Source organism: Phocaeicola abscessus CCUG 55929 (genome assembly GCF_000312445.1).
GTDB classification, from domain to species: Bacteria; Bacteroidota; Bacteroidia; order Bacteroidales; family Bacteroidaceae; genus Phocaeicola; species Phocaeicola abscessus.
Genome location: NZ_HE997186.1, coordinates 127,316 through 147,751, shown reverse-complemented (window position 1 = coordinate 147,751; position 20,436 = coordinate 127,316). Strand labels below are relative to the sequence as shown.

Annotated in this window: 14 protein-coding genes; 6 read left to right on the top strand and 8 right to left on the bottom strand. The window is 49.9% G+C overall.

Annotated elements, in window-relative coordinates:
• Positions 1-61 precede the first annotated feature (61 nt).
• Positions 62-1,282 carry an S-adenosylmethionine:tRNA ribosyltransferase-isomerase gene (locus BN102_RS09790; protein ID WP_198006562.1) on the top strand — a complete coding sequence of 407 codons (1,221 nt, stop codon included), beginning with the start codon at positions 62-64 and terminating at the stop codon, positions 1,280-1,282.
• Positions 1,283-1,357: 75 nt separating this feature from the next.
• Here BN102_RS09790 and BN102_RS09785 read toward each other — a convergent pair whose 3' ends face one another.
• The 4 genes from BN102_RS09785 to uvrA are packed head-to-tail and all read right to left on the bottom strand — an operon-like array spanning position 1,358 to position 7,955.
• Complete coding sequence (locus tag BN102_RS09785) at positions 1,358-2,839, bottom strand: MBOAT family O-acyltransferase (RefSeq protein ID WP_019208967.1); 1,482 nt, start codon at positions 2,837-2,839, stop codon at positions 1,358-1,360.
• Complete coding sequence (locus BN102_RS09780; RefSeq protein WP_019208966.1) at positions 2,808-3,764, bottom strand: GDSL-type esterase/lipase family protein; 957 nt, start codon at positions 3,762-3,764, stop codon at positions 2,808-2,810. Before BN102_RS09780 ends, BN102_RS09785 begins: the two co-directional genes overlap by 32 nt.
• On the bottom strand, positions 3,751-5,121 hold the full coding sequence (locus tag BN102_RS09775; RefSeq protein ID WP_019208965.1) for an SGNH/GDSL hydrolase family protein: 1,371 nt from the start codon (positions 5,119-5,121) through the stop codon (positions 3,751-3,753). The genes BN102_RS09780 and BN102_RS09775 overlap by 14 nt, the downstream gene beginning before the upstream one ends.
• The gene (gene uvrA, locus BN102_RS09770) at positions 5,118-7,955 is read right to left on the bottom strand and encodes an excinuclease ABC subunit UvrA (RefSeq protein ID WP_019208964.1); all 2,838 of its coding nucleotides are present in this window, start codon (positions 7,953-7,955) and stop codon (positions 5,118-5,120) included. The genes BN102_RS09775 and uvrA overlap by 4 nt, the downstream gene beginning before the upstream one ends.
• 379 nt (positions 7,956-8,334) lie before the next feature.
• On the opposite strand from uvrA, the gene BN102_RS09765 reads away from it, so the two are divergent.
• Positions 8,335-9,831, top strand: a complete 1,497-nt coding sequence (locus BN102_RS09765) for a glycoside hydrolase family 10-like protein (RefSeq protein WP_021311093.1) — start codon at positions 8,335-8,337, stop codon at positions 9,829-9,831.
• Between the two features lie 17 nt (positions 9,832-9,848).
• Here BN102_RS09765 and BN102_RS09760 read toward each other — a convergent pair whose 3' ends face one another.
• From BN102_RS09760 to BN102_RS09745, 4 genes are read right to left on the bottom strand one after another with little or no spacing between them, the layout of a single operon-like run.
• A complete protein-coding gene (locus tag BN102_RS09760) occupies positions 9,849-11,081 on the bottom strand; it encodes a nucleotide sugar dehydrogenase (RefSeq protein WP_036787998.1) in 1,233 nt (410 codons plus the stop codon).
• Positions 11,078-12,187 (bottom strand): NAD-dependent epimerase/dehydratase family protein, encoded by a 1,110-nt coding sequence (locus BN102_RS09755; RefSeq protein ID WP_019208961.1) that lies wholly within the window; start codon positions 12,185-12,187, stop codon positions 11,078-11,080. The genes BN102_RS09760 and BN102_RS09755 overlap by 4 nt, the downstream gene beginning before the upstream one ends.
• A gap of 10 nt (positions 12,188-12,197) precedes the next feature.
• Positions 12,198-12,935 carry a sugar phosphate nucleotidyltransferase gene (locus tag BN102_RS09750; protein WP_019208960.1) on the bottom strand — a complete coding sequence of 246 codons (738 nt, stop codon included), beginning with the start codon at positions 12,933-12,935 and terminating at the stop codon, positions 12,198-12,200.
• Positions 12,936-12,961: 26 nt separating this feature from the next.
• Positions 12,962-14,137 carry a galactokinase gene (locus BN102_RS09745; protein ID WP_021311167.1) on the bottom strand — a complete coding sequence of 392 codons (1,176 nt, stop codon included), beginning with the start codon at positions 14,135-14,137 and terminating at the stop codon, positions 12,962-12,964.
• A 743-nt stretch (positions 14,138-14,880) separates the two neighbouring features.
• On the opposite strand from BN102_RS09745, the gene hisS reads away from it, so the two are divergent.
• The 4 genes from hisS (at position 14,881) to BN102_RS09725 (ending at position 20,430) form a co-directional block, all read left to right on the top strand.
• Entirely contained in the window at positions 14,881-16,245 is a 1,365-nt protein-coding gene (gene hisS / locus BN102_RS09740; protein ID WP_036787959.1) for a histidine--tRNA ligase, read from the top strand.
• A gap of 120 nt (positions 16,246-16,365) precedes the next feature.
• On the top strand, positions 16,366-16,638 hold the full coding sequence (locus tag BN102_RS09735; protein ID WP_021311156.1) for a co-chaperone GroES: 273 nt from the start codon (positions 16,366-16,368) through the stop codon (positions 16,636-16,638).
• Positions 16,639-16,669: 31 nt separating this feature from the next.
• Positions 16,670-18,301 (top strand): chaperonin GroEL, encoded by a 1,632-nt coding sequence (gene groL, locus BN102_RS09730; RefSeq protein WP_019208955.1) that lies wholly within the window; start codon positions 16,670-16,672, stop codon positions 18,299-18,301.
• A gap of 188 nt (positions 18,302-18,489) precedes the next feature.
• Entirely contained in the window at positions 18,490-20,430 is a 1,941-nt protein-coding gene (locus BN102_RS09725; protein WP_019208954.1) for an ABC-F family ATP-binding cassette domain-containing protein, read from the top strand.
• Positions 20,431-20,436: the final 6 nt, after the last annotated feature.

Sequence of the window (20,436 nt, the reverse complement as noted above, 5' to 3'; positions counted from 1 at the left end):
TTCCCTTTTGCTTTTATATTAGCGCAAAGATAGATATTTTTGCATGAAAATGAAAACATTCATCATGGAAGATACGAAGCATATCAAGATCAGCGATTTCAATTACGATCTGCCAAACGAACGGATCGCCAAGTTTCCTTTGGCCGAGCGGGATCATGCTAAGCTGTTGCTTTATCGTCGTGGAAAAACAAGCGAGGACATCTTTACTTCCTTACCCGACTATTTAGATTCTGGCGAACTGATGGTTTTCAATAATACGAGGGTTATTCAGGCGCGGCTTCTCTTCCGCAAAGAGACGGGGGCGTTGATTGAAGTCTTTTGTCTGGAACCGGCTCAACCGAACGATTATGCCTTGAATTTCCAGCAGACCGAATGCTGCGGTTGGTGGTGCATGATCGGTAATCTGAAGAAATGGAAAGACGGTCCATTGTGCAGGAACGTCGAAGTAAGAGGAAAACGGATCGTGCTTACGGCGGTGCGGAAGCAAGCGCATGGAATCAGCCATTGGATCGATTTTCGTTGGAATGAGCGGGGACTGACTTTTGCCGATATCTTGGAGGAGGTCGGAGAACTTCCGATCCCTCCGTATTTGAATCGAAAGACGGAAGAGAGCGATAAGACGACTTACCAGACGGTGTACTCGAAGATTAAAGGTTCGGTGGCTGCTCCGACCGCTGGACTTCATTTTACAAACCGCGTTTTGAAAGCGTTGGATGAGAAAGGCGTCGACCGAGAGGAATTGACGCTGCATGTCGGAGCCGGAACGTTTAAACCGGTCAAAAATGCGGAGATTGAGGGACACGAAATGCATACCGAGTGGATCTCTGTCAAGCGCAGCACTCTTATGAAACTGTTGAATCATCGCTGTGCCGCCGTAGCCGTAGGAACTACCTCGGTCAGGACATTGGAGAGTTTATACTATTTGGGCGAGATTGTAAAAGCTGCCCCCGATACCGCTCAGGATTCCCTGCATGTCGGGCAGTGGACGCCTTACGAAGGAACGCATACTTTGACCGTGTCTGAAGCTTTGCGAGTGCTTTTGGATTATATGGACCGCCATCAATTGGAGGCGCTTCATGCGAGTACGCAGATCATCATTGCTCCGGGCTATGCGTTCCGAATCGTCAAGAAGATGATTACCAATTTCCACCAGCCGCAGAGCACGTTGCTCTTATTGGTTTCCGCCTTTGTCCGCGGCGATTGGCGAATGATTTACGATTATGCTTTGCATCACGACTTTCGTTTCTTGAGCTATGGAGACAGTTCTCTCTTAATCCCCTGACTGTTTGGATCTCATAGGCGATGTTGTAGTGCTGTCGACCGACTCTTTGAGATGACGTACCGCTTGCGAGGCCAATCAGAATTGAAAATAGATGAACGGTTGGACGGCGGCGCTTTTGATTTGAATTACCAGATAGATCAGTGCGATGAGGAGGAATGCTTTGCATGTAAGCGGCATTCGGATTACTGTCCTCGTGCAGGCATCCTGCCAGCTGTCCGGCGCCCAGTGCAGGAGGTAACCGATGACCATCAACAGGAAGACCGGTTTGTACCCTGAGACGAGTTGGGTAAATACTCCCGGTCGGAAGTCGGCAAAAACTTGCGTGAGCATCGTCACGGAGCTCTCGAACGTGCTGTTACGGAAGAATACCCAACAGAAGCAGGCGAAGTGGAAGGTGACGACGATGGAGACTATCTTCTTCCAGCCGTGCGAAACGGCTGTCTTCGGCTTGCCTTTCAGATTGCGCCACCACTTATGGCCTGCCAACGCTATGCCGTGCAATCCGCCCCAAACGACAAAGTTCCACGAGGCGCCGTGCCATAAACCGCCGAGCAGCATGGTAGCGATCAAATGGAGGTAAGTACGGAACTGTCCCTTCCGGTTTCCTCCTAAGGAAATGTAGAGGTAATCGCGCAGCCAGGTGGAAAGGGAGATGTGCCAGCGTCGCCAGAAATCCGTTACGCTCTCCGACTTGTAAGGCGAACGGAAATTGAGAGGAAATCGGAAGCCTAAGAGCAGGGCGATGCCGATAGCCATATCGCTGTAGCCGGAAAAATCACAATAGATTTGTAAGGCGTAGCCGTAGATACCGAAGAGATTTTCTACGCCCGAGAATAACGCTGGATTGTCGAAGATGCGTTCCACGAAATTGATACTGATGTAATCGGAGATGACGGCCTTCTTGAAAAGGCCACTGAGGATAAAGAATATGCCTTGACCGAACATCTCCTGCGTAACGAGTAGCGGCCGGTGTATCTGGGGAATGAAATCCCGTGCCCGGACGATCGGGCCGGCCACCAACTGGGGGAAGAATGATACGTAAAACGCATAGTCCAATAATCGGCGGAGCGGGTGGAGCTGTCGACGATAGATATCAATGGTATAGCTCAGCGATTGAAAGGTGAAGAACGATATGCCTACGGGCAGGAAGATATCCAACGCATGGAAATGCCCTCCCCATAGTGGGCTCAGCAACTCGTAAAAGAAGTTAGTATATTTGAAGTAGCAAAGCAAGCCCAGATTGACTACGAGGCTCGCTGCAAGCAGCAATCTTCTTTTCCACTTCGTCTCGATCGTTGCCATCCTCCGGCCGATGAGATAGTCGCTGATCGTGACGATTCCCAAAAGGAAGAAATAGCATCCGCTGCTCTTATAGTAAAAGTAATAAGAGAAGGCCGTGACGAACGCGATGCGAGCCGCATCCCGCTTGTGCAACAGCAGATATATGGCTACAAAGGCAAGGAACAGCCACAGGAAGATTCCGCTGCTGAACAGCATCGGCGCTTCGGCATCGTATGTCAGAACATCAGTCAGTTTGTTCCATACTATTCGCCACATATTCGTTGTATACTTTTATAAAGGCCTGATACAATAAAGTTCCTTGCAACCGGTATCCCTCGGGGGTGAAATGGATGCCGTCCCTGCGGAACAGGTTACTTCGTTTCCAATTCCGGACAGCATGCTTTCCGCTGCCTGCAATAGTATACAGATCCCATGATGCTATCTTTTTCCGTTCAGCGTATTCCGTGATGACTTTCGCCGCCTGGCGCGTATTGGGGTTGATGCGCCGGGCGTATCTTTTTCCGATATAAGCGCCCGGAGGGGTGGTCAGCAGGATGGTGGCGTTGGGACATGCCTGCCGTATGGAGGTAATCAAGTTGTCCAGTTCCACCCGATGATCGCTTGCCGCATACTTGCCATGCGCTTCGTTGGTTCCGAACGAGACGATGATCAGATCGGGGTTGAGAGATGCGACTTCCCGGATATGCTCCTCTGCGTGGAATGAAGCGGCGGTCGCCCCGTTCACGCCGAAGATATGAAAAACGAGACCGGGATTTCCCGTTTCTCGGGCGATGCCGCTCGTTCGATAAGTTATAGTATCGGGATAAACGGCTCGGTCGGAAAAGTCCTTTTCCAATAATAAGCGGGTGGTGTAAGGGTATACATGTCCCCTCACGTGTGAATCGCCGATGTGCACGATTCGTACCGGTGCTTCGCAGAGCAGCAGTCTCTCGAAGAAGGGGAACAAGGTATGTGCTTCGTCTACAATCTTGTTTTCAACTGTCCCTTGAAAGGCGGCAGGAATTGCTTCTTCGACCGGGATGAAGTGCAAGGGTGCAGTGAACGGTTTCGGATCGTTGGAGTGGTATAAGGGCGGTTGCGGGCTCGTCGGCTCTGGGACGACATCCTGAGCGACCGTACGGAAGGGAAGCAGCGATGTTGCTGTGAGACAGACGAGAGCGATGATGTTATTTTTTTTCATACACTTTCCGTTTGTTGTACTGTTCCTTTCCGTATTTCAACGCTTCGAACAGAAGGCTGGCCAAATGTCTGCCCCCTTTGAAATTGATGTGCGTATAATCCAGGTTGGCCATTTTCTTCTCCGCCATTTTCACGATGCTTCCTTCCCCGCCCATGGCTTCGTACATGTTCCAGAAGGCGATTCGGTTCTCGGCGGCGATCGCCTGCTGGAAGCGAATCAGATTTTTCACGCCAGGCATGGTATACAGTTTGCCATCTTCCTCGTTTCTGTATTCGCGGTCTCCCACGCCGACCAGCAGGATGCTGATGTCTGAGAAGGCTTTTTTCAGGTGATCGATGGTTTTTTTCATGCTCTCCTTGTAGACGGTATAATCCGTCGTGCGTTTGCTCGCCACGTTCAAGCCGAATTGCAGCACGATCAGGTCGTATGGACGCAACCGATAAAATGCCTGTAATGTTTCGATCGGGATCGTACTCAGGTGGATGCCGCTGCTTCCGCGTATGCTGAAATTGTCTACGCCCACTCCCGGATGACTTTCCATCGTCACGCCGTAGAACGTGGCGGAAGCGCACTGATCTACGCTCCACCGCACTTGTCCGATGCGTCCGTCGATGGCGATTGCCTGCAATTCCCCTGTGCCCGTCGGCTCGAAATGTGTTTGCTGTGTCCCGTTCACAGCGGCGGTGATCTTTAATCCACCCTCGTTTCGGAAGTAGATCATCGACGTGCTGCACGTATCCAAATGCAGCGCATAATGCTTTTCCCCTTTCAGCAACACGTACGCTCCGGGGGTAGGCACGAAGTAGTTGCCGGCGATGTCCTGGTATTTGTCGACGAATCCGATGGGATCAGTTTTAGTATGACTCTCCCAACCGCCGAACGATTGGTGGACGGTAGGTCGGAACCCTGTCATGTTGTATGTAATAGGGATATAGCCCACGCCGCTTCCTCCGTATTCATCCTGTAACATGCTCCGAAGGTCACCGGTGAAGATATCCGCTTCGATGAACGAATCGCCGTAATAAGCCACGCGGACTGGCCGGGGTATCGTATTCCGTTCCGAGAGCGCTTCGTAGAAATGATCCATGCTGAAAGTACGGACGGAATCCGAATAGTCTTCGATACAGGTTAATCCGGTTTTGCAGGTATCTATGAAAACCGGTTTCGGAGCGACGAGCAACGAATCTGATGCGACGAAATCTTTCGTAGCGATTTTCGATGGACGCAGGTCGGAAAGAATGTCTACCTTGCGCAGGGTATGTCCGTGAAAAGAGAGCGAAGGCAGGAAATACATCGCCAGCAGTGTTCCGACGACGATCAGAAGCAACCAGAAAGTATGGGATAGGTAGTTCTTCATCTCGATGATGTGTGCGATGAAGAAGTGGACAGCTTTTCTTTCAAAGAACGGCCCGTGTGCGAGGCTTCGTATCGGGCGACCTCTTCCGGCGTACCGCAAACCACCACATCGCCGCCCTGATCTCCTCCTTCCGGTCCCAAATCGATAACATAGTCGGCGCATTTGATCATATCGAGGTTGTGTTCAATGATGACTACGGTATGCCCCCTCTCGATGAGCGCATGGAAGACTTCCAACAGTTTTTTTATATCGTGGAAATGCAGGCCGGTGGTAGGTTCGTCGAACACGAAGATCGTCGGTTGTGCTTTTTCCGCACTCAGGTAAGAAGCCAACTTCACGCGTTGGTTCTCTCCGCCCGAAAGCGTAGAGGAGGATTGTCCTAGTTTGACGTATCCCAATCCGACCTCTTGCAAAGGCTTCAGTGCATCTGCGATTTTATTTTGCCGATATGTCGTAAAAAACTCGATCGCCTCGTCGACGGTCATCTCCAATACGTCGTAGATGTTGTTCCCGTGGAATTTTACCTCCAGAATGTCTTTCTTGAAACGTTTCCCGTGGCAGGATTCGCATTTCAATACCAAGTCGGCCATGAATTGCATTTCCACGGTGATGACGCCTTCGCCCTTGCATGCCTCACACCGTCCGCCCTCTGTATTGAAAGAGAAAAATGCCGGGGTGAATCCCCATTGCCTCGATAAGGGTTGGTCGGCATACAACTTGCGAATCTCGTCGTACGCCTTGAGGTAAGTTGCGGGGTTGCTGCGGGTGGATTTGCCGATGGGGTGCTGGTCGACGAACTCTATATCCTTCACCGCACGCATATCGCCTTCTAGAGACAGGTACTCGCCCGGACGGTCGCCCGCTTCGCTGTATTCCCGCTTCAAAGCCCGATAAAAGATGTCGCGCACGAGCGTGCTTTTCCCCGATCCGCTCACACCAGTGACTACCGTGAGAACATTCAGTGGAAATTTCACGTCGATACCTTTCAGGTTGTTCTCCCGGGCTCCTTTTACTTCAATGTAGTTGTTCCATGGGCGGCGCGAGGGGGGAAGGGGGATCGTTTCTTCACCGAGCAGGTAACGGACGGTGTAGCTGTCCTTGTCATTCGGTTTCAATTCTTTCATGTCGCCTTGATAAACGATGCGTCCTCCCGAGCGCCCAGCTTGGGGACCGATGTCGATGATGTAATCGGCCGCTCGGATAATTTCTTCGTCGTGTTCGACCACGATTACGGTATTTCCCAGGTCACGCAAGGCTTTCAGCACCTTGATCAGCCGATTCGTGTCCCGGCTATGCAACCCGATGCTGGGTTCATCCAAGATGTACAGCGAACCCACCAAGCTGCTGCCCAACGAGGTGGCCAAGTTGATTCGCTGACTTTCCCCGCCAGAGAGTGTGTTGCTCAACCGGTTGAGGGTGAGGTATCCCAAGCCCACGTCTATCATGAACTGCAAGCGGTTGTTGATCTCGGTGAGGATGCGTTTACTGACGGCCGCATCGGACGTATCGAGTTGTAGCCCATCAAAAAACGCTTTCAGGCTTGAGACGGGCATATCCACTAATTCGGTGACGGATTTGCCCCCTACCTTGACATAATTCGCTTCTTTCTTCAACCGCGTCCCGTGACAGACGGGGCACACCGTCTTCCCTCGGTAACGTGCCAACATGACCCGGTACTGAATCTTGTACTGATTCTCTTCCAACATTTTGAAGAAGGAGTCGATACAGATTTTCTCCCGAGGGCCGTGCCACAGGTACTCTTTTTGTGCCGGAGTCAGGGCGTAATAGGGGGTGAAGATTGGGAAGTCGTGGGCGGGAGCCTCCTCGATAAAAGCCTTCAGCCATTCGCCCATCTTTTCGCCCCTCCAGCAATAGACAGCTCCGTCGTAGACGCTTAATGTCCGGTTGGGGACAACGAGACGCTCGTCGATGCCGACGATTTTTCCGAACCCTTCGCAGACGGGGCAGGCACCGACAGGCGAATTAAAGGAGAACAGTTGGTCGGTAGGTTCTGAGAAGGTGATCCCGTCTGCTTCGAAGCGGGTGCTGAAGGTGAAGAGACATGTGCTTCCGTCACCCTGGTAGCTGCGCAGCAGGCAATTGCCGTCGCCCTCGTACATCGCCGTTTCAGCGGAGTCAATGAGACGGCTGACGCTCTCTTTCCCGTCGTCGGCCGTTAAACGGTCGACCAACAGGTAAATAAGTTGTTTCGACGGTTTCGGGGAGGCTTGTTCCGTCGCGGCGTTCATCGTTTGCAGGTAATCCTCGATGCGCACGATTTCGCGGTTCACTTCGATGCGTGTGAATCCTTGTTTCAGTGCAATGTTCAATTGTTCAAGCAATGAGCGGCCTTCGCGCAACAGGACAGGAGTAAGGACCGTGTATTTCGTCCCTTTGGGGAAAGAGAGCATGCAGCGTACCACATCGTCCGTACTGTGTTTCTTCACCAGCTGCCCGCTGACGGGCGAATAGGTTTTTCCGATCCTCGCATAGAGCAGACGAAGGTATTCGTAAATCTCGGTCGAAGTGCCCACGGTGGAACGTGGGTTGCGGCTGTTCACTTTCTGTTCGATGGCGATAGCGGGGGGAATGCCCTTGATGAAATCGCATTCCGGCTTGCTCATTCGACCGAGGAACTGACGGGCGTAACTCGATAAGCTCTCTACGTAACGGCGTTGCCCTTCGGCGTAAAGCGTATCGAAGGCTAGTGAGGACTTCCCTGAGCCAGATACGCCGGTGATGACTATCAATCGGTTGCGGGGGATGTCCGTGCTGATGTTTTTCAAATTGTTTACCCGTGCGCCTCGGATGGATATATGGTTGTTTTCCGACATGGATCGTTGTATTTGATGATTCGTGCAAAGATACGGAATACTTTCAGTAACTTCGGATAAAATGCAAACTTTCTCCGATTCCCTTCACGTTTCTTTTCTCCTGAAAAACCGATGGGAGGAGGGTGTAACGAACTCTGCATCTTTAATAAAAACCGGTGTGATGTTAACCGGTATTCTTATCGGTTAATGAAAACCAAGGCGATACCTTGTCGGGACACTCTGTAGGGAAAATATTCCTCGTTTTTCCCGTATGTTCGGAACGAGCAGGACGGATTTTCCATTTCATTCGATGCGACCTGCGGGAATCTTTTGAGATTCGAGCGATTTTTCCACCGATTTTTCTACCTTTGTGCGATAACTAACGTCAAGCTGGTAAATTATGAGATTAAAAATATTTTTTTTTGCAGTGATGGTGTGGGCGAGTCACTGCGCCGGGGCACAGCAGGGATTGCCTAAGCGGGAGTTTCGTGGGGCATGGATCGCTACGGTGAATGGACAGTTCCAGGGGATGTCGACGGAGGCCATGCAGCAGTCGTTGATCGAGCGATTGGACGTATTGCAAAAGGCGGGGATCAACGCCGTCATCTTTCAGGTTCGTCCAGAGTCGGATGCGTTCTATTCCTCGTCCATCGAACCGTGGAGTCGTTTCTTAACGGGCGTACAGGGGCAGGCACCTTTGCCGTTTTGGGACCCGCTGGCGTTCATGGTGCGCGAGAGCCATCGGAGAGGCATGGAGTTCCATGCGTGGATCAATCCGTATCGGGCGCGTACGAAATCGGTCGTGACGTTTTCGCCCTTGCACCCCTACGCACAGCATCCTGAGCGGTTCATCGCCTACGGCGGACAACTTTTCTACGATCCGGGATTACCCGAGAACCGCAAGCACATCTGCCGGGTAGTACGCGACATCGTGGAGCGTTATGACGTTGATGCCATCCATATGGACGACTATTTCTATCCCTATCCGGTGAACGGCGAAGATTTCCCCGATGACGTCAGCTTTGCCCGCTACGGTCGCGGCTACGCCGGGAAGGCGGATTGGAGACGTGAGAACGTGAATCGTCTAATCGAGGACATCCACTGTACAGTGCGTGCGACGAAGCCGTGGGTGAAATTCGGCGTATCTCCCTTCGGTATCTATCGTAACCGGAAGAACGATCCCGACGGTAGTCTTACCGACGGTCTGCAATGTTACGACGACCTGTACGCTGACGTGCTGGCATGGATCCGGAACGGATGGATCGATTACACCATTCCACAGCTGTATTGGGAGATCGGACACAAGGCAGCCGATTATGCCGCGCTGATTCGGTGGTGGAACGATCATGCGGGAGGGCGCCCCCTCTACATCGGCGAGGACGTGCTGCGCACCGTCCGAAGCGTCGATCCCACCCGTTCGGACGAACATCAACTCTTTGCGAAGAGACGCTTGTACCGGTCGCTCCCAAAGGTGGGCGGGAGTTGCCTGTGGTATGCGGAGGCGCTGTTCGACGACCCCGGCCGTTACCGCACGCTGTTGGAAACGAACTATCATCGATATCCCGCCATTCCTCCCGCTTCGCCGTTCATCGATAACAAACCTCCCAAGAAGGTAAAGAAACTCAAACCCATATGGACGGCCGACGGGTACATGTTGTTCTGGACCGCTCCGAAGGCGAAGATCGAAATGGATCGGGCAGTGCGCTACGCAGTGTACCGGTTTGCCTCCGGCGAGAAGGTAGATACGGACAATCCCGCCCGTTTGTTGACGCTCACCTCGGATACGTTCGTGCAGCTCCCCTACGAGACGGGGACGACGAAGTACACGTATGTTGTCACTGCCTTGGATCGGCTGCACAACGAGTCGGCCCCCGCAAAGCGGAAAGTAAAACTGTGAACCTTTGGCCGAGCAGGTCAGTCCCTGCGGAAGATGTCGCGGGTATAGACTTTATCTTTCACGTCATCGAGGCAACTGTCGTAGCGGTTGGCGATGATAGCGTGACTGAGTCGTTTGAATTCCTCCAGATCGTTGATCACGCGACTGCCGAAGAAGGTGGTGCCGTCCTCGAGTGTCGGCTCGTAAACCACGACAGTCGCCCCTTTGGCCTTGATACGCTTCATCACCCCCTGAATGGAGCTCTGACGAAAGTTATCGCTGTGACTCTTCATGGTGAGGCGGTATACTCCGATGATAACCTCGTGTTCCCTCTTCGCTTCCCACGCACTGTTAGCCTCGTAATAACCGGCCATACTCAGTACACGATCGGCAATAAAGTCCTTGCGTGTGCGGTTGCTTTCTACAATCGCTTGGATGAGGTTTTCGGGCACGTTCGAGTAGTTGGCCAAAAGCTGTTTGGTGTCTTTCGGCAAACAGTATCCTCCGTAACCGAACGACGGGTTATTGTACTGCTCGCCGATGCGAGGGTCTAAGCAAACGCCCCGGATGATGTCTCGCGTGTTTAGTCCTTTGATCTCGGCGTACGTGTCAAGCTCGTTAAAGTAGCTCACGCGCAAGGCGAGGTATGTGTTGGCGAAAAGTTTCACGGCCTCTGCTTCGGTGAACCCCATGAAGAGGGTCTCGATATCTTGCTTGATCGCTCCCTCTTGGAGCAGCTCGGCGAAGCCGTGTGCTGCTTTGACCAGTCGCACGTCGTTCGGATCGGTGCCGATGATGATTCGGCTGGGATAGAGGTTGTCGTAGAGCGCCTTGCTCTCGCGGAGGAATTCCGGGGAGAACAGTAGGTTCTGGCTACCTGTCTTTCGACGGATGTTTTCGGTATATCCCACAGGAACGGTGGATTTGATAACCATGACAGCTTCGGGGTTGTGGTGCATGACCGCCTCGATGACAGCTTCTACGGCGGAGGTGTCGAAGAAGTTCTGTTTCGTGTCGTAATTGGTGGGCGTGGCGATGACTACGAAGTCGGCGTCGCGGTAAGCTTCTTTCGTATCGCCGGTGGCGCGCAGTTTCAAGTCCTTCGTAGTGAGATATTCTTCGATTTCTCTATCTGCGACGGGTGATCTGCGGCGGTTAATCAGGTTCACTTTCTCTGGAACGATGTCTACTGCTGTGACGTGATGATGTTGACTGAGCAACGTAGCGATGCTCATTCCGACATAACCTGTTCCTGCTACGGCAATTTTCATATCTTTGTTTCTTTTAAGGGGTTTTTTCCCGATTGATACCATTCGACGAATTTCATGATGCCTTCGTGCAATTTTACTTGAGGTTGATAGCCTACTTCCTTCTTCAGCTTCGTCGTGTCCGCATTGGTTTGGTATACGTCGCCCTGTTGCATAGGCAGGAAGCGTTTGACGGCCGTTTTGCCCAAGGCCGTCTCTATCTCGTTAATGAAATCCATCAATTTGACGGGGTGGCTGCATCCGATATTGTAGACTTTCGTCGGAACTTGATTCGGGCATTTTTCCGCATCCGGAATGTGATCGATTGCCTGGATGGTTCCGTTCGCAATGTCGTCGATGTAAGTGAAATCGCGGATCAGGTCGCCATGGTTGAATATGTCGATCGGCTTTCCTTTACTGATCGCTTCGGCGAAGAGCATGGGAGCCATGTCCGGACGTCCCCACGGTCCGTAGACCGTGAAGAATCGGAGTCCGGTGGACGGGAGACTGTAAAGTTTTGCGTAGGCGTGGGCCATCAGTTCGTTGCTCTTCTTAGTAGCGGCGTAAATACTGACGGGGGAGCTTACTTCATCGTCTTCGCTGAACGGTGTCTTGCTGTTCAGGCCGTATACGGAACTGGAACTGGCGTAAACCAAGTGTTTGACTGGATAATGCCGGCAACATTCCAGGATATTCATGAATCCCATGACGTTGCTTTCGATGTAGGCGAATGGATTCCGAAGGGAGTAGCGCACTCCCGCCTGGGCGGCTAAGTTCACCACGACGTCGAATCGCTCGTCTTTGAATAGCTCGAGAAGGGCTTTCGTATCGACAATGTCCATGCGAATAAAGCGGAGACGGGGGATTTTTGTGCTTGGTATCTTCATGCCGAAGGGCATTTCGGGGAAAGTGACTTCTGTCCCGTCGTTGCCCGTTTCCGGAACGGCTTTATTCAACGGGCAGTCGGGAGGGAGTTCAATGCCTGTTTCCGCCAACCGTGCGTATTTCAGATTGGGATTGTAATAGGTATTGATGTTATCGATTCCTGTTACCGTATCACCGCGCTTGGCCAGCAACTCCATCAGCTTACTTCCAATAAATCCGGCCGCTCCTGTTACTAATACTTTCATCTCTTATGGATTAATGGTTGATTCCGTGGTAATTTTTCCGTACCTCTTCATAACTTTGCAGGTCCCCGATATCGTATCGCCTGCCCGGCATCTCCATGGCGTGAACGATAGTCTGTCGACAGAGCCAGGCCATGTAACTTCCCGGAGCATCCGTGCCACAACCGCTATCGATTCCTTGGCGAATAAGTCGCGCATCCTGTTTCGTGTAGTAGTAGAACGGAGGGCAACACCAATTCGTGGCGGGAGCGGCGGATTTTTCCGTCATGAGCAATACTTTATCGTGCTTGTCTATCGTGACTACACCGCATTTCAGTAAGTTCCGCTCGTCTGGCTCGTAGAAACGCATGATGCAGGAGGTTTGCTTTTCCTTAGCATAGGCGATGAATTTCGTCAAACTGAAATCGAGGACATTATCGCCGGCGACGACGAGCATGTCGTCGTCGAGTTGCAACCGTTCGATGGTATACTGAATGTCGTTGACAGCTCCGAGACGGGTTGCGTTCGTGGACGTACCATCGTCGACGATTACCATCTTCTGCGGTTTCGTAGCAGCCCATTTCTCGAAAAAACGAGCGAATTTATGATTGGAGATAAGAACGTATTCGTCGATCACACCGGCCGTATCGATATCGTCGACGAGCCAGTCGAGAATGGTCTTTTCTCTTATCTTGAGCAAGGGTTTCGGGAAGTTTTCTGTAAGCGGATAAAGGCGTGTGGCGTATCCGGCTGCGAGTAGGAGGCATTTCATAGGTCTGGTAAATTAAGTTTAAAGAATTAAATAATCATACCATCTGCGCTTTCACATATATGTATGGAATATTTCCCTTTTAAGGCGGGGAATACGTTGAGATATTCGTGTGTGACCCGCTCTTTGATTTTTTCTTCGAAGGCGGGATCGATGAGCGCCATGCAACAACCTTTGAATCCGGCACCGGAAAAGCGACCGCCGTAGATGCCGTCTGTCGTGGTCATGATTTCGTAAAGCGTCTTTAGTTCCGGCGATCCTGTTTCCCAATTGTAGATGGATGATTTTCCGCTTTCGAAAGAAAGTTGTCCGTACTTGTCCAGATCGCCTTTCCGCCATGCCTCGGCACCCTGTTCCACTCGGTCGAATTCTGTATACCAGTGTGCTGCGCGTTTGGCCCAATTCGTCGGAAGGCGATTCCCGTATTGTTCGTAAACGTTGCGGGGAACCTCTCGGAGATTCGTTTCTCCGAACTTACCGTATTCCATTCCCGCATAGGCTTTAAGGGCATAGGCTGCCGACCGGCATTCGTCGATGCGCATATTGAATTTGCTGCCTGCTAAACTTCGTTCTATTCCCGAGAAAAAGATGGCGATTTTATAAGGTTTCATTGCGGGATGCGTGGGAATCAGTTCGTAGGAATCGTCCTGAGTATCGAGGTAGAGCAGCTGATTCTTTTGGGAATACAGTTCGCACGAGGGATCGAGTTTGCCGCAGCTCACCCCTACGTAGTTATTCTCAGCCGCCAACACGATTAGGATGATTTCGGCAGGTGTAAGGTGAATGTCGTTGACATTGCATAATGCCGATACGTAAGAGATAATCACCGCTGCAGAGGAAGAGAGCCCTCCGATAGGCAGGCCACCTTCGATGATGGCGCTCAGTCCTATATGCAACGAGTGATTCTTGGCCAAGGCAAGGGTGGCGCCCCGCAAATAGTCGGCCCAATCGTTTTGTTTTGTAGGAGGCGTTTCGGCGATATGCCACTGCGCCCGTTTTTCGAATTGGAGCGAGGTCAACTCTATGACACCGTTGTGTTTCGGCTTATATGCTACATGGATACCCTTGTCGATCGCTATTCCCGTAATTTTGCCTAAGTTGTGATCGGAGTGTGCGCCGATTGGGCAAATTCGGTAGGGGCAGAAAGATATTCCTGTGGCATCTTGTTTATACATTTCATGAAATTTCTCTTCGCAAAGCATCATATCCTGCTGAATTTAATTAAACGGAAGAAGGTTATGCATTGACAAAAATACAGCATTATTTTGAATATTCAAGTATATGGCAGAAAAGTAAATTTCAAACATTCCTATAGACCTTCGTTAGTGGACCAAGCGATAATCGACAAAAGATACAGGGAAAATTAACCTCCCCCAAAAACAACAACAAGAGTTTTACGAATAGAGATCCCGGTATTGTACTGATCGATTAATTCTTTATTCGGTATCACACTTCTACTTTATAGAAGCGAAAAATCGGCATTTTTATCTTTATTCTTCTTGTCTTTTAATATTTGTTATAAAGAATGTCCCTCAACGTATCCGGACATGTTCGGAATCCCGTATCGGGTTTATCTCTATTATGTTGCCATGTCAACTTATCCTTTTCGTGCGCTTGATATGTCAACAAAAAGACTTTTATCTTCATCGTTGAATTATCTTCCGGTCAGCCTTGCGGAGGGAACGGTCGGGTATTCTACCTCTTATACGTTCAGGGTAGGAGTGCAATTTCTGGGGCTGTTTTATGGAGTTGCCCTCTCTCTTTAAAAGTTGATGTCAGACATTAGGAAGGCTACTCATGTCAAGTCGGGAGCAAACACTCCAAGACCATGGATCACGAACAGTGGATTCTTCGAGCAAAGGAAGCAAATTTTCCAAACTAAAAACTAAAAAGTAGGTATATTTCGATTTTTTGTTATCTTTGCAGCACAATCATTATGGATTACAGTATGGGGACAAAACCGAGCATTCCGAAGGGGACGAGAGATTTCTCGCCGACGGAGATGGCGAAACGCAATTATATATTCAATACCATTCGCGACGTATTTTATCTGTTCGGATTTCAGCAAATCGAGACTCCGGCGATGGAGAACCTGTCTTCGTTGACGGGGAAATACGGGGAAGAAGGGGACAAACTGCTCTTCAAAGTTTTGGATTCGGGTAATTTCTTGAGCGACGTCACGGATGAGGAACTGCTGAAACGGGATCCGATCAAGCTCGGCAGACATATTTGCGAGAAAGGATTGCGCTATGATTTAACCGTTCCTTTCGCTCGGTACGTCGTCGTGCATCGGGAGGAAATCGATTTCCCGTTCAAACGATTTCAGATTCAGCCCGTTTGGCGTGCCGACCGGCCTCAAAAAGGGCGTTATCGAGAATTCTATCAATGTGATGCGGACATCGTGGGTAGCGATTCGCTGATGAATGAAATCGATCTGATTCAGATGATCGATACCGTATTTCGCAAATTCAAGGTCCGGGTCTGCATTAAAATCAATCATCGTAAGATCCTTTCGGGGATAGCGGAGATTATCGGCGAACCGGATAAGATGGTTGATATTACGGTAGCCATCGATAAGTTGGATAAGGTCGGTTTGGAGAACGTGAATGCCGAATTGGCGTCGAAAGGTATTTCCCCGAAGGCCATCGAACAGTTGCAGCCGATTATTCTTTTACGAGGGACAAACGGGGAGAAGTTCGAGAAGTTGAAAGAAGTGTTCGCCGAAAGCGAAACTGGAAGAAAAGGCCTTGGAGACTGTGAATTCCTTCTGAACGCAGTGGACGGATTGGATATTCAAAACCAAGTAGAGTTGGATTTGACGTTGGCTCGCGGATTGAACTATTATACGGGCACTATTTTCGAAGTAAAGGCGTTGGATGTAGAAATCGGTAGCGTCAGCGGCGGCGGACGCTATGACAATTTGACGGGCGTCTTTGGCATGCCCGGCATATCGGGCGTAGGTATCTCTTTCGGTGCAGACCGCATTTATGATGTATTGAATCAGCTGGATGCATATCCGAAGGAAACGGTCGATGGTACGCAAATCCTTTTTGTCAATTTCGGGGAGAAAGAAGCCGCTTATTGTTTGTCGGTACTGACAACACTTCGTCGTCGCGGTATTCGCGCTGAGCTTTACCCGGATGCCGCAAAGATAAAGAAACAAATGAGTTATGCCGACAGCAAGAAGATACCGTATGTGGTTATTGTCGGTGAAAATGAAATGAACGCAGGCAAGCTCACGGTAAAGAATATGATATCCGGCGAACAACGTTTGTTGACCTTGGATGAATGGTTGGGATATATCATGCAGTAAAAACCGAACAGAATTAGAATAAAAAAATATTTTTGTAAGACAGGCGGTTTGGCATACTTTTCGCTGAGTACTTTATGTCTTTTCAAAAAAGATAACGATATAAATTTTAAATAAAAAGTGATGAAGATTAAACCATTAGCAGACAGAGTTCTGATTCTTCCCGCAAAGGCGGAAGAGAAAACAGTAGGCGGTATCATTATTCCCGATACAGCAAAAGAAAAACCCTTGGAAGGGGAGGTAGTAGCCGTTGGAAACGGAACAAAAGACGAAGAGATGATCCTGAAGGTAGGCGACCAAGTGTTGTATGGAAAGTACGCAGGTACTGAAATAGAGTACGAAGGCGCAAAATATCTGATCATGCGTCAGAGTGACGTGGTGGCTGTTTTAGGATAATTTTATGGTGTAACTTATAAAATAAAAGAATATGGCTAAAGAATTGTTATTTGACATAGATGCTCGTGATCAATTGAAAAAGGGCGTAGATGTATTGGCTAATGCCGTAAAGGTGACACTCGGACCGAAAGGCCGTAATGTAGTATTGGAGAAAAAATTCGGTGCGCCGCAGATTTCGAAGGACGGGGTGACCGTGGCGAAAGAAATCGAATTGGCCGATCCTTTTCAGAATACAGGCGCTCAGTTGGTGAAATCGGTGGCTTCGAAAACCGGTGACGATGCCGGCGACGGCACGACGACCGCTACCGTTCTGGCTCAGGCTATCGTCGGAGAAGGACTAAAGAATGTAACGGCCGGTGCGAATCCGATGGATTTGAAACGCGGAATCGATAAAGCGGTGGCTAATGTCGTAGAAACGATTGGAAAGATGAGCGAACAGGTAGGCAATAACTACGAGAAAATCGAACAGGTGGCTACCGTCTCGGCGAATAACGATCCGGAAATAGGCAAATTGATTGCCGATGCGATGCGGAAGGTGTCTAAAGACGGTGTAATCACCATCGAAGAGGCGAAGGGTACCGATACCACTATCGGGTTGGTAGAGGGTATGCAGTTTGATCGCGGTTATCTGTCGCCCTATTTTGTTACTGATGCCGAGAAGATGGAATGTGTAATGGAGAATCCGTACATTCTGATCTACGATAAGAAGATTTCCAATTTGAAAGACTTGCTTCCTATCTTGGAACCGGCCGTGCAAAGCGGACGTCCGTTGCTGATCGTAGCGGAAGATGTGGATAGCGAAGCGTTGACCACTTTGGTAGTCAATCGGCTGCGTGCTCAACTGAAGATTTGTGCGGTGAAAGCTCCGGGCTTCGGCGATCGTCGTAAAGCTATGCTGGAGGATATCGCTATTCTGACAGGCGGTACGGTAATCAGCGAGGAGAAAGGCTTGAAGTTGGAGCAAGCTACCTTGGACATGTTAGGCTCTTGCGAGAAAGCTACCATCAACAAAGATACCACGACGTTGGTGAACGGTGGCGGCGATTCGAAGGACATCCACGACCGCGTCGCACAAATTAAGGCGGAGATGCAGAATACCACTTCTTCTTACGATAAGGAAAAACTTCAGGAACGGTTGGCCAAGTTGGCCGGCGGAGTAGCCGTCCTCTACGTAGGCGCTGCTTCTGAAGTCGAAATGAAAGAGAAGAAAGACCGTGTGGACGATGCCTTGTGCGCTACGCGCGCCGCATTGGAAGAAGGACTGGTTCCCGGCGGCGGTGTGACATACATCCGCGCCGCAGAAAAATTGGATGGACTGAAAGGGGAAAATGAGGATGAAACGACTGGTATCGAAATAATCAAACGTGCTATCGAAGAACCTCTTCGCCAGATCGTAGCCAATGCCGGAAAGGAAGGCGCGGTGGTCGTTCAAAAGGTTCGTGAAGGCAAAGACGATTTCGGGTACAACGCCCGGTTGGATAAATACGAGAACTTGCATGCAGCCGGCGTGGTCGATCCTGCTAAAGTAACTCGAGTGGCGTTGGAGAACGCGGCTTCTATCGCCGGGATGTTCTTGACGACAGAATGTGTCGTTGTCGAGAAGAAAGAAGAAAAACCGGAAATGCCGAATCCGGGTATGGGCGGCATGGGCGGTATGATGTAATCTTAACCCACATATTGATGAAACTCCTTGCAGGGATATCCTGTGAGGAGTTTTTTATATTTAAATGAAAGTTTTCTGAACGAAAGAATCGGTAGGCGACACAAACTTGTCGAAACGAATAAAACTCCGATAAAATTTGACATTCCTCCTGTCTTACACTATCTTTGTATCCGATTAATAGAGAAAGGATGATTTCCATTGACCATTTAAGGGTTGAATTCGGTGCAACTCCATTATTTTATGACGTATCGTACGTTATAAACGATTGTGACCGTATAGCACTGGTCGGGAAGAACGGGGCGGGAAAGTCGACGATGTTGAAGATCATTTCCGGTTTGCAGTCGCCCACTTCGGGTACACTTTCCGTTCCTAAGAAAACGACGATCGGCTATTTGCCTCAAATAATGAGTATAGCGGATGAGTTTACCGTGTTGGATGAAGCGAGACGAGCTTTCGATCATATAACGGAATTTCGGGAACGCATAGAACGAATGAATCGAGAATTGGCCGTTCGCACGGATTATGATTCGGAGGCATATCGTCGACTTATCGAACGTTTTACTGCCGAGACCGAACGCTATCGAATGCTCGACGGTGACAATTACCAGGCTACCGTGGAACGGACATTAGTTGGCTTAGGGTTCGAGCGGACGGATTTTTATCGTCCGACATCTGAGTTCTCCGGTGGATGGAGAATGCGTATCGAGCTGGCCAAGATCCTCTTGCGTCGTCCGGACGTATTGCTGTTGGATGAACCAACGAACCATCTGGACATAGAGAGTATTCAATGGTTGGAAGGTTTCCTGAAAAATTATCCCGGCGCATTGATGTTGGTGAGTCACGACCGCGCTTTTATCAATCATGTTACGAACCGCACGATTGAAATCGCTTGCGGGAGGATTTACGACTATAAAGTAAAGTACGATGAGTTTCTCGCGCTTCGTAAAGAACGTCGGGAACAGCAGCTTCGCGCCTATGAGAATCAACGAAAGGAAATGGAGGATATGAGAGAGTTCATCGAACGTTTTCGCTATAAGCCTACGAAAGCCATGCAGGTGCAAAGCCGGATCAAGCAATTGGAGAAGATCGTCCCGATAGAAATTGACGAAGAAGATACGTCGACCCTTCGTTTGAAGTTTCCGCCGTCTGTCCGCTCGGGAAATTTCCCGTTGATGGGGGAAGACGTGAGGAAAGCGTATGGAGATCATGTAGTCTTTCATAACGTGAATCTGACTATCAAGCGCGGAGAAAAGGTCGCTTTTGTAGGAAAGAACGGCGAAGGCAAGTCGACGTTGGTGAAATGTATCATGAATCAGATTCCTTATGAGGGGAAACTGATTATCGGACATAAGGTGCGGATAGGCTACTTCGCCCAGAACCAGGCTCGGTTACTCGACGAGGATCGGACGGTTTTCGATATCGTCGACGAGGTGGCGAAGGGAGAGATCCGACCGAAGATTCGGGATATCCTCGGGGCCTTTATGTTCGGCGGAGAAGCCTCGGACAAGAAAGTGAAGGTGCTTTCGGGAGGCGAACGAAGCCGACTGGCCATGATAAAGCTATTGCTCGAACCGGTCAACTTCCTTATTCTCGACGAACCTACAAACCATTTGGACATGCGTTCGAAGGAGGTATTGAAAGAGGCGATCCGCGATTTCGACGGAACGGCTGTTATCGTTTCACACGATCGCGATTTCCTCGATGAATTGGTAACGAAAGTCTATGAGTTTGGGGGGGGATTCGTGAAAGAACACCTCGGAGGAATCTATGAGTTTCTGCAAAGGAAACAGTTGGAGAACTTGAACGAGTTGCAGCCTTCGGCGTCAAGTATCCTTGTTGCGACTTCTTCGGAGACAAACCCGATCAGCGAGAGCAGGATTTCTTATGAGGCGATGAAAGAGCAGAATAAGCGGATAAAACGATTGGAGAAGCAGATCGACGACTGTGAAAAACAGATAGAAACGATAGAAATACGGATAAACGAGTTGGAAACAAAGATAGCTACTCCCGAAGGTGCAGCGAATGCGTCGTTTTACCTGCAACATCAGCAGCTGAAAGAACAATTGGATAAGACGGAAGACACGTGGGAGCAATATTCGATGGAATTAGAACGATTAATTAATCATTAAATGATA

What these genes read in the sequence shown, in the direction of transcription:
- BN102_RS09735 (WP_021311156.1), top strand. Translation starts at nt 16,366, where the DNA reads ATGAAGATTAAACCATTAGCAGACAGAGTTCTGATTCTTCCCGCAAAG.
- groL (WP_019208955.1), top strand. Translation starts at nt 16,670, where the DNA reads ATGGCTAAAGAATTGTTATTTGACATAGATGCTCGTGATCAATTGAAA.
- hisS (WP_036787959.1), top strand. Translation starts at nt 14,881, where the DNA reads ATGGGGACAAAACCGAGCATTCCGAAGGGGACGAGAGATTTCTCGCCG.
- BN102_RS09725 (WP_019208954.1), top strand. Translation starts at nt 18,490, where the DNA reads ATGATTTCCATTGACCATTTAAGGGTTGAATTCGGTGCAACTCCATTA.
- BN102_RS09755 (WP_019208961.1), bottom strand. Translation starts at nt 12,187, where the DNA reads ATGAAAGTATTAGTAACAGGAGCGGCCGGATTTATTGGAAGTAAGCTG.
- BN102_RS09745 (WP_021311167.1), bottom strand. Translation starts at nt 14,137, where the DNA reads ATGATGCTTTGCGAAGAGAAATTTCATGAAATGTATAAACAAGATGCC.
- BN102_RS09760 (WP_036787998.1), bottom strand. Translation starts at nt 11,081, where the DNA reads ATGAAAATTGCCGTAGCAGGAACAGGTTATGTCGGAATGAGCATCGCT.
- BN102_RS09785 (WP_019208967.1), bottom strand. Translation starts at nt 2,839, where the DNA reads ATGTGGCGAATAGTATGGAACAAACTGACTGATGTTCTGACATACGAT.
- BN102_RS09750 (WP_019208960.1), bottom strand. Translation starts at nt 12,935, where the DNA reads ATGAAATGCCTCCTACTCGCAGCCGGATACGCCACACGCCTTTATCCG.
- BN102_RS09775 (WP_019208965.1), bottom strand. Translation starts at nt 5,121, where the DNA reads ATGAAGAACTACCTATCCCATACTTTCTGGTTGCTTCTGATCGTCGTC.
- BN102_RS09780 (WP_019208966.1), bottom strand. Translation starts at nt 3,764, where the DNA reads ATGAAAAAAAATAACATCATCGCTCTCGTCTGTCTCACAGCAACATCG.
- BN102_RS09765 (WP_021311093.1), top strand. Translation starts at nt 8,335, where the DNA reads ATGAGATTAAAAATATTTTTTTTTGCAGTGATGGTGTGGGCGAGTCAC.
- uvrA (WP_019208964.1), bottom strand. Translation starts at nt 7,955, where the DNA reads ATGTCGGAAAACAACCATATATCCATCCGAGGCGCACGGGTAAACAAT.